Below are 251 nucleotides of genomic sequence, written 5' to 3' on the forward strand. Positions count from 1 at the left end.
GTACGCGGCCGCCAGCAAGGTCGGATCGGGCCCTTCCAGGCGACCGGGTTTGGCCAAGCCGTCGAGCACCACGAAGCGCAGCACGCCGGAGCGGGTCTTCTTGTCGGTCTGCATGGCGTCCAGGAGCAGGCCGAGACGGCGATCGCCGAGGTGCCCGGCATGCTGCAGCGCGAACTGGGCATCGAGGTGCCCGGGGAGATCGCCGAGCGGATCGTGCGCGGCAATCGCCTGTACTCCGCGGGGCGCTTCCG

At 70.9% G+C, this 251-nt stretch carries 1 pseudogene; it reads right to left on the bottom strand.

Annotated features, from left to right (window positions below):
- Nucleotides 1-251: pseudogene (locus IU459_RS39225) on the bottom strand (hypothetical protein); the annotation flags it as partial.

This window comes from Nocardia amamiensis (assembly GCF_015477605.1).
Taxonomy (GTDB): domain Bacteria; phylum Actinomycetota; class Actinomycetes; order Mycobacteriales; family Mycobacteriaceae; genus Nocardia; species Nocardia amamiensis_A.